The organism is Methylobacterium sp. WL103, from assembly GCF_008039885.1.
Classification (GTDB): Bacteria; Pseudomonadota; Alphaproteobacteria; order Rhizobiales; family Beijerinckiaceae; genus Methylobacterium; species Methylobacterium cerastii.
Map to the genome: position 1 here is coordinate 1 of NZ_VRUX01000180.1, position 7,397 is coordinate 7,397.

Below are 7,397 nucleotides of genomic sequence, written 5' to 3' on the forward strand. Positions count from 1 at the left end.
CTCGTGCTCCAGGCGCACGGCCTCGCCGGCGGCGTGGCGCAGGCGCGCGATCCCGTCGACCACCACGACGCCGGCGGCGAGGAAGGTCAGCAGCCCCGGCGCCTGCTCGGCAAGGTCGACATGCGGCCCGAGAAAGCCGTCCGGGTCGACGAGGCCGGCCAGGATCGCGGCGCCCCAGGCGAAGGCGACCGTGCCGGCAAACAGCGCGGTGTGCCAGACGCGCATGCTGAGCGCCGTCTGGAGCAGGAGCAGGAAGGCCGGCAGCTGGCTCACCGCGTCGGCGCCCCCGCCGGTGTCGGCGGCGCCCGCCAGCATGTGCTCGACGATGACGTAGATCGCCAGCCCCGCGTTCAACGCGGTGCCGGCCCAGGCGAAGCCTTCCGCGTGACGCCCGTCCCCGCGCTCCGCCCGACCGAACCAGACCGAGCCGGCCGCGTAGAGGCCGAGGATGAACCAGTGGCTGAGCGCGTGCAGCGAGCCATCGTAGACCTGGGCCGCCATCAGCAGGACGAGCACGATCACCACGCGCAGGACCAGCAGGCGGCCGCCGGTGGCCCGCTGCGTGAGCCGCAGGACGGTATTCTCGTCTCGTGCGGCCTGCGCCGCCCTGTCGTCCCTCATGACGCGTGCGGCGCCTACCCGGCCCGGCTGAGCCGGCGGGCGCCGGCGAAGCGGTTGAGGAAGCGCGGCTCCTTCTCCGGCGCGACCCGGATGGCGAGGTGCAGCGTGCCGCCCTCCTCCATGCGCCGGTCGAGCACCTCGGCGTTCTCGTAGAGCCAGTGCAGGGCCGCGCCCTCCTCCGGCCCGAGGATCACTGCGAACGTCGAGCGCGTCCGGGCGATCCGCGCCTCGATCCGCGCGGTGAGGGCCGAGAGCCCCTCCCCCGTCAGCGAGGAGACCAGCACGGGGGCGGCGCCGTCGCGGTCGTTGCGGTCGTGGGCCGAGAGGTTGGTCAGCCGCGTGCGCTCGCCCTCGTCCAGCAGGTCGGCCTTGTTCCAGACCTCGATGATCCGGTCGGCCGACATCTCGATCCCGAGCTCGCCCAACACCGTGCCGACGTCCTCGGCCTGCGCCTCGGAATCGACGTGGGCGACGTCGCGAACGTGGAGCAGGATGTCGGCCTCGATCACGTCCTCCAGCGTGGCGCGGAAGGCGGCGATCAGCGCGGTCGGCAGGTCGGAGATGAAGCCGACGGTGTCGGACAGGATCACCGTCTCGCCGTGCGGCAGCTTGGTGGCGCGGGCCGTGGGGTCGAGGGTGGCGAAGAGCATGTCCTGCGCCACCACCTGCGCCTTGGTCAGGGCGTTGAACAGCGTCGACTTGCCGGCGTTGGTGTAGCCGACGAGCGCCACGATCGGGTAGGGCACGCGCGCCCGGCTCTGCCGGTGAAGGCCGCGGGTGCGGGTGACGGAATCGAGGTCGCGCTCGATCCGCGTCATGCGCTCCTGGATCATCCGCCGGTCGGCCTCGATCTGGGTCTCGCCGGGGCCGCCCAGGAAGCCGAAGCCGCCGCGCTGGCGCTCCAAGTGGGTCCAGGACCGCACGAGCCGCGACTTCTGGTAGGCGAGGTGGGCGTGCTCGACCTGGAGCGTGCCCTCCCGCGTCGAGGCGCGGCGGCCGAAGATCTCGAGGATCAGGCCGGTGCGGTCGATGACCTTGGCGCCGAATTCCTTCTCGAGGTTGCGCTGCTGCACCGGCGACAGGGCGCAGTCCATCACCACGAGACCGATCTCGCTGGCCTTGATCAGGCCGGCGATCTCCTCGACGCGGCCCTTGCCGAGATAGGTCGAGGGCCGGATGCGGGCGAGGCTGAGCGGGATCGCCTCGACCACGTCGAGCTCGATCGCGGCGGCGAGACCCACCGCCTCCTCCAGGCGCGCCTGCGTCGAGCGCGAGACCGGCGCCGGCCCGTGCGGCGATGCGGCGGCGGTGCGGCTGAGATAGGGACCGACGACGAGGGTGTGGGTCGCGGCGGCGATCTCGCCTTCCGGCGCGGCCATCGCCTGCAGTCGGGCCTCGCCGGAGGTCAACGTCTCGGTCATGGAATCCTTGGGCCGCCACCCTGCGTCAGGCGGCGGCGTGATGCGTGTCGGGACCCTTCAGATGGGGCGCCGCGGGCAGCGAACCAAGATGGCGCAATGCGCGTGTCGACCGCGGGCCGGCTCACGCCTTCTCGGGGGCGGTCTCGTCCGGCTCGAACAGCTGCACGGGATGACCCGGCATGATCGTCGAGATCGCGTGCTTGTAGACGAGCTGGGAATGGCCGTCGCGGCGCAGAAGCACGCAGAAGTTGTCGAACCACGTCACCACGCCCTGCAGCTTGACGCCGTTGACGAGGAAGATCGTCAGCGGAATCTTGTTCTTGCGGACATGGTTGAGGAAGGTGTCCTGAAGGTTCTGTGCGCGTTCGGCCGCCATCTTCTTATCCTTTGTTATCTTGGCGCCCGCCTTCGAAGGCGGGTTCTCGATCTTGTCGCGCCGTCGATCCCGCCACCGCTTCGCTGGTCTTGGAGGAGCCTGCGGCGGACCGGATCTTCATATTACGCGTTCAATTCCCCCGTCGATGCAAGACCCGAACCGGGTCCGCATGCGACGAAAGGGGGCTGGTTCTCACCGCGGCCGCCATGCGTCCGCAAGGGGCTCAGGGGCCGATCCCCAGGGACTTGAGCTTCCGGTGCAGGGCCGAGCGCTCCATCCCGATGAATTCCGCGGTGCGGGAGATGTTTCCCGAGAAGCGGGCGATCTGCGCCACGAGGTACTCGCGCTCGAAGATCTCCCGCGCCTCGCGCAGCGCCAGGCTCATCAGCTTCTCGCCGCCGGCCCCGTTCGGGGTCGTCGGCACCAGGGCGCCGATCTCGGAGGGCAGCATCTCCGAGGTGATCTCCTGGTCCGGGTCGGCCTGGGTCAGGATCATCAGCCGCTCGACGTTGTTCTTGAGCTGGCGCACGTTGCCCGGCCAGTTGTGCGATTGCAGCACCGCCATCGCGTCCTGGCCGATGACCCGGCGTGGCAGCCCGGTCTGGGCCGAGATGTTGTCCATGAAGAACTGGATCAGCTCCGGCACGTCCTCGCGGCGCTCCGAGAGCGAGGGCACGCGGATCGGCACCACCGAGAGCCGGTGGAACAGGTCCTCGCGGAAGCGCCCGGCGGCGATCTCCTCGGCGAGGTCGCGCGACGACGACGAGATGATGCGCACGTCGACGTGCACGCGGGTGGTCCCCCCCACGCGCTGGAAGTTCTGATCGACGAGGACGCGCAGGATCCGCCCCTGCGTCTCGCGGGGCATGTCGGCGACCTCGTCGAGGTAGAGGGTGCCGCCATGCGCCTCCTCCAGCGCGCCGACCCGCCTGCCCTGCTCGCCCCCGGCCTCGACGCCGAACAGCTCCGATTCCATCGTCTCCGGCAGGATCGCGGCGGCGTTGAGCAACACGAACGGGCCGCTGGCCCGCGCCGAGGCCTTGTGCAGGCCGCGCGCCGCGAGCTCCTTGCCGGAGCCCAGCGCGCCGGTGATCATGACCCGGGCGTTGGTCGGGGCGACCCGGTCGAGGGTCTGGCGCAGCTGGTTGATCGCGACCGAGCCGCCGACGATGCGGTTGGCGGTGCCGGAGCGTGCCGTGAGGTCGCGGACCTCGCGCCGGAGGCGCGAGGCCTCCAGAGCGCGCTCGGCCACCAGGATCAGCCGGTCGGCCTTGAACGGCTTCTCGATGAAGTCGTAGGCGCCGGCCTTGATCGCCGAGACCGCGGTCTCGATGTTGCCGTGGCCCGAGATCATCACCACCGGCAGGTCCGGATGGGACGCCTTGATCAGGTCGAGCACCTGCAGGCCGTCGAGGCGCGAGCCCTGCAGCCAGATGTCGAGGAAGACGAGGTGGGGGCGGCGCGACTCGATCGCGGCCAGCGCCTCGTCGGAACTGCCCGCGGTGCGCGAGCGGTGGCCCTCGTCGTCGAGGATGCCGGCGACCAGGTCGCGGATGTCGGCCTCGTCGTCGACCACCAGGATATCGGCGCTCATGGCTGCATCTCCGCAATCATTCGGGGGGCCGTCGACGCGGCGCCCTTCTCGTCAGGGTTGGCGCGGGCCGGGCCCGCGTCGTCCGCGTGCGGCAGCGCCCGGGGCACGCGCATGCGCACCTGGCCGCCGCGGCCGGCGGGGTTGTCGTTCAGCTCGATCCCGCCGCCATGCTCTTCCAGCACCTTGCTCACGATCGCCAGACCGAGGCCGGTGCCGCCTTCGCGAGTCGTCATGTAGGGCTCGAGCAGGCGCTGGCGCCCCTCGGCGGGAAATCCCTTGCCGTTGTCGGTCACCGCGATCGTGGCGAAGCCCTCCTCGACGGTGAGGCTTAAGGAGACCTTGCCCTTGCCGAGCTCGGCCTCGGGCACCTCGGCCACCGCCTCGACGGCGTTCTTGAGGATGTTGGTGATCACCTGGCTCAGCAGGCGGATGTCGAAGGCCGCGGTGATCTTCTCAGCCTCCGCCGTCCCGGTGCCGCCGACGCCGTGGGCGGTGAAGGCGAAGTCGATGTCGGGATGCGCCACCCGCATCATGAACAGGTTCTGCTTGGCGATCTCGGTGAGGTCGTTCTCGGCGATCGCGGGCTTCGGCATCCGGGCGAAGGACGAGAACTCGTCGACCATGCGCTTGATCTCGTCGACCTGACGGATGATCGTCGCCGTGCACTGGTCGAACACCTCCTTGTCGGCGGTGATGACCTTTCCGTACTTGCGCCGGATGCGCTCGGCCGAGAGCTGGATCGGGGTCAGCGGGTTCTTGATCTCGTGGGCGATGCGGCGGGCCACGTCCGCCCAGGCCGAGGTGCGCTGGGCCGAGACGAGGTCGGTGATGTCGTCGGCCGTCACCACGAAGCCGCGCGCCCCGCCCTGCGCCTGCTCGCTGGTGACCCGCACCGCGATGGTGCGCTCGCGCCCGCCGCGGGTGAGCTGGATCTGGTGCGCCTGCGCGCGCTGGCGCCCTTCCGTGCCCGGAAGGAGCGGCGCGAGCTCCGGCACCGCGTCGGACAGGCGCTGGCCGACGAGCGCGCCGTCGGCGAGGTCGAGCATCCGCTCGGCGGCCGGGTTGGCGATGGTGACGAAGCCGCCGGCGTCGACGCCGACCACGCCGGGCGAGACACCCGACAGCACGGCTTCCGTGAAGCGCCGGCGGCGGTCGATCAGGTCGCTCGCCGCGGTCAGCCCGGCATGCTGGCGGCGCAGCTCCTGCGTCATCTTGTTGAAGCTCTCGCCGAGGTGGGCGAGGTCGCCGTCGGTCTTCCGCGCCGGGACCTGGGCGTAGAAGTTGCCCGAGGCGACCTGGTCGGCGGCGTTGATCAGGCGGCGGATCGGGGCGACGAAGCGGTTGGCGAAGTTCATCCCGAACCACACCGCCGAGAGCAGGGCGATCAGGGCGATCAGCACGAAGATCGAGGCGAAGGTCACCTGGATCGAGGTGCGCAGCGAGTCGTAGGTCAGGTATTCGGCCGCCGCCGCCCGCGACACGCCGGGGAAGTCGATGGCGAGCTGGTTGACCTCGCGCTGCACCAGCAGCACCGCGTCGTCGTAGGCCGGCATCCGGAACATCGCCGCGAAGACGCGGCCCTCGGTCGGCAGCAGGCAGATCGGGTCGCTGGACTTGGCCGCGTCCTCGAAGGCGGCGGCCGAGGGCAGGCGCGTCGTCTTCAGCACGTCGATCTTGGCGCGCGCCACCACCTCGTTCGGCCCGCGCATGATCTGGGCGACCGGCAGGCCGAGGTTGCTCGCGCGGGTGGTGAGGAAGTTCTCGAACCAGTCGCGGTTGACGTCGAAGTTCGGCCGCGCTCGCGTCAGGTCGTCGTTGAGGATGCGGATCTCGCGCGCCAGCGACTGGCACTGGTTCTCCTGGTAGGCGTCGGCCACCTCCACGGACTTCAGCACCACGTCGCGGACCCGGTCGGTGAAGCCGAGCGAGAGGCCGCGGTCGATCGTCACCGAGGCGACGACGGCCAGCAGGCAGGTCGGCAGGATCGCGATCAGCGAGAACAGGCCGACGATGCGGGTGTGGAGCCGGGCCACCGCCGCGTTGGCGCGCCGCGCATGCAGGAAGACCCGCGCCTCCCAGGCGATGATCACGGCGAGCCCGAGCACCAGGGCGACGTTGATCGCGAGCAGCGTGACGCCGATCGTCGGCGTCGGCGTCACGCGGATGACGCCGGCCAGGATCAGGAAGGTGGCGATCGCCGAGACCAGCGCGGTGACGACCACCACGGCGCCGATCCAGCCGGGCCCGCGCGGCCCCGGCCGCATCGCGTCGGGGGCGGCACCGGCCTCGTCGGGCCTTGCCGGCGAGGCCTCCGAAGGGGCGCTCAAAGCCCTGAATCGCGAAAACGGCATGGCTGATGCAGGGCCACAACAGTGTGGCGAAATTATTACGAATCGGGCACGGGATGGGCGCTGGCGACCGCGCCGGGCTGGTCCGACCCGCGACGCTTCGGCCTCGCGGCCGGTGCTTGGACCCCGCGCCGGACGATGCTATCCCGATCGACGGAGGCGAACGGGGTCTGGTGGCCCTCCTGGTCTTCAAAACCAGTGGTACGCCCAAAGCGTACGGTGGGTTCGATTCCCATCCGCTTCCGCCAAGCGTCCTCCCGCCCGCCCTCGTCGAACCGCCTTTCGCGATGGCGCGCCTCACGCCTTGGTGCGGGAGCCCGTGGAGTCTAGGACGCCCGGACCTTGGTTCCGGACGCGGTCCCGCTCATGTTCTCGACCCTGATGGTCGTGCTGCCGATCTTCGCGCTGGTCTTCGCGGGGTGGCTGATGCGGCGGTGCGACGTGCTCGGCGACGGCGCCACGGCCGAGCTCAACCGGTACGTCGTCTACCTGGCCCTGCCGGCCCTGCTCTTCGACGTGATCGGTCACACCCACGCGGCCGAGATCTGGCAGCCGGGCTTCATCGCGGTGTTCGGCCTGAGCAGCCTGATCGTCTTTTCCGCCACCGTGGCGTTCCGCCTGCGCCGTCCGATGCCGCTCGCGGACGCGGCGATCGACGGCCTCAACGCGGCCTACGCCAACACCGGGTTCATGGGCTTTCCCCTGGCGCTGGTGGCGCTCGGCCCGGCGGCGCTCGCGCCCACCACCATCGCCGCGATCATGACCGTCTGCGTGGTGTTCGCGGTCGCCATCGTCCTGATCGAGATCGGGCTGCAAGGACAAGGACAGGGCCGGCGCGCGGAGCTGGTGCTGAAGGTCGCCCGCTCGCTCGTGCGCAACCCGCTGCTGATCGCCCCCGCCCTCGGCGCGCTGGTACCGCTTTCGGGGGCCTCCGTGCCGGCGCCCGCCGAGACCTTCCTGAAGCTGCTCGGCGGGTCGGCCGCCCCGTGCGCCCTCGTGGCGCTCGGGCTCTTCCTCGCCCGCCCGCGCACCGGGGA

5 protein-coding genes, 1 tRNA gene and 1 pseudogene are annotated in these 7,397 nt (G+C 70.8%); 2 read left to right on the top strand and 5 right to left on the bottom strand.

The window, feature by feature from the left end; translation table 11 throughout:
* The 5 genes and pseudogenes from FV222_RS12685 to FV222_RS12705 all read right to left on the bottom strand — a co-directional run.
* Positions 1-621 (bottom strand): annotated as a pseudogene (locus FV222_RS12685) (adenylate/guanylate cyclase domain-containing protein); the annotation flags it as partial.
* Positions 622-635: 14 nt separating this feature from the next.
* Positions 636-2,042 (bottom strand): GTPase HflX, encoded by a 1,407-nt coding sequence (hflX, locus tag FV222_RS12690; protein WP_147752533.1) that lies wholly within the window; start codon positions 2,040-2,042, stop codon positions 636-638.
* A gap of 121 nt (positions 2,043-2,163) precedes the next feature.
* Positions 2,164-2,418 (bottom strand): RNA chaperone Hfq, encoded by a 255-nt coding sequence (gene hfq / locus FV222_RS12695; RefSeq protein WP_066925253.1) that lies wholly within the window; start codon positions 2,416-2,418, stop codon positions 2,164-2,166.
* Positions 2,419-2,641: 223 nt separating this feature from the next.
* Positions 2,642-4,012 (bottom strand): sigma-54 dependent transcriptional regulator, encoded by a 1,371-nt coding sequence (locus FV222_RS12700; RefSeq protein WP_147752532.1) that lies wholly within the window; start codon positions 4,010-4,012, stop codon positions 2,642-2,644.
* Positions 4,009-6,363, bottom strand: a complete 2,355-nt coding sequence (locus tag FV222_RS12705; RefSeq protein ID WP_147752531.1) for a PAS domain-containing sensor histidine kinase — start codon at positions 6,361-6,363, stop codon at positions 4,009-4,011. The genes FV222_RS12700 and FV222_RS12705 overlap by 4 nt, the downstream gene beginning before the upstream one ends.
* 152 nt (positions 6,364-6,515) lie before the next feature.
* Between FV222_RS12705 and FV222_RS12710 the strand changes: the two genes are divergently transcribed.
* Both FV222_RS12710 and FV222_RS12715 read left to right on the top strand, forming a co-directional pair.
* Positions 6,516-6,608, top strand: a tRNA-Sec gene (locus tag FV222_RS12710).
* Positions 6,609-6,726: 118 nt separating this feature from the next.
* Positions 6,727-7,397: AEC family transporter (locus FV222_RS12715; protein WP_147814515.1), on the top strand; the 671-nt coding region annotated here is incomplete at its 3' end.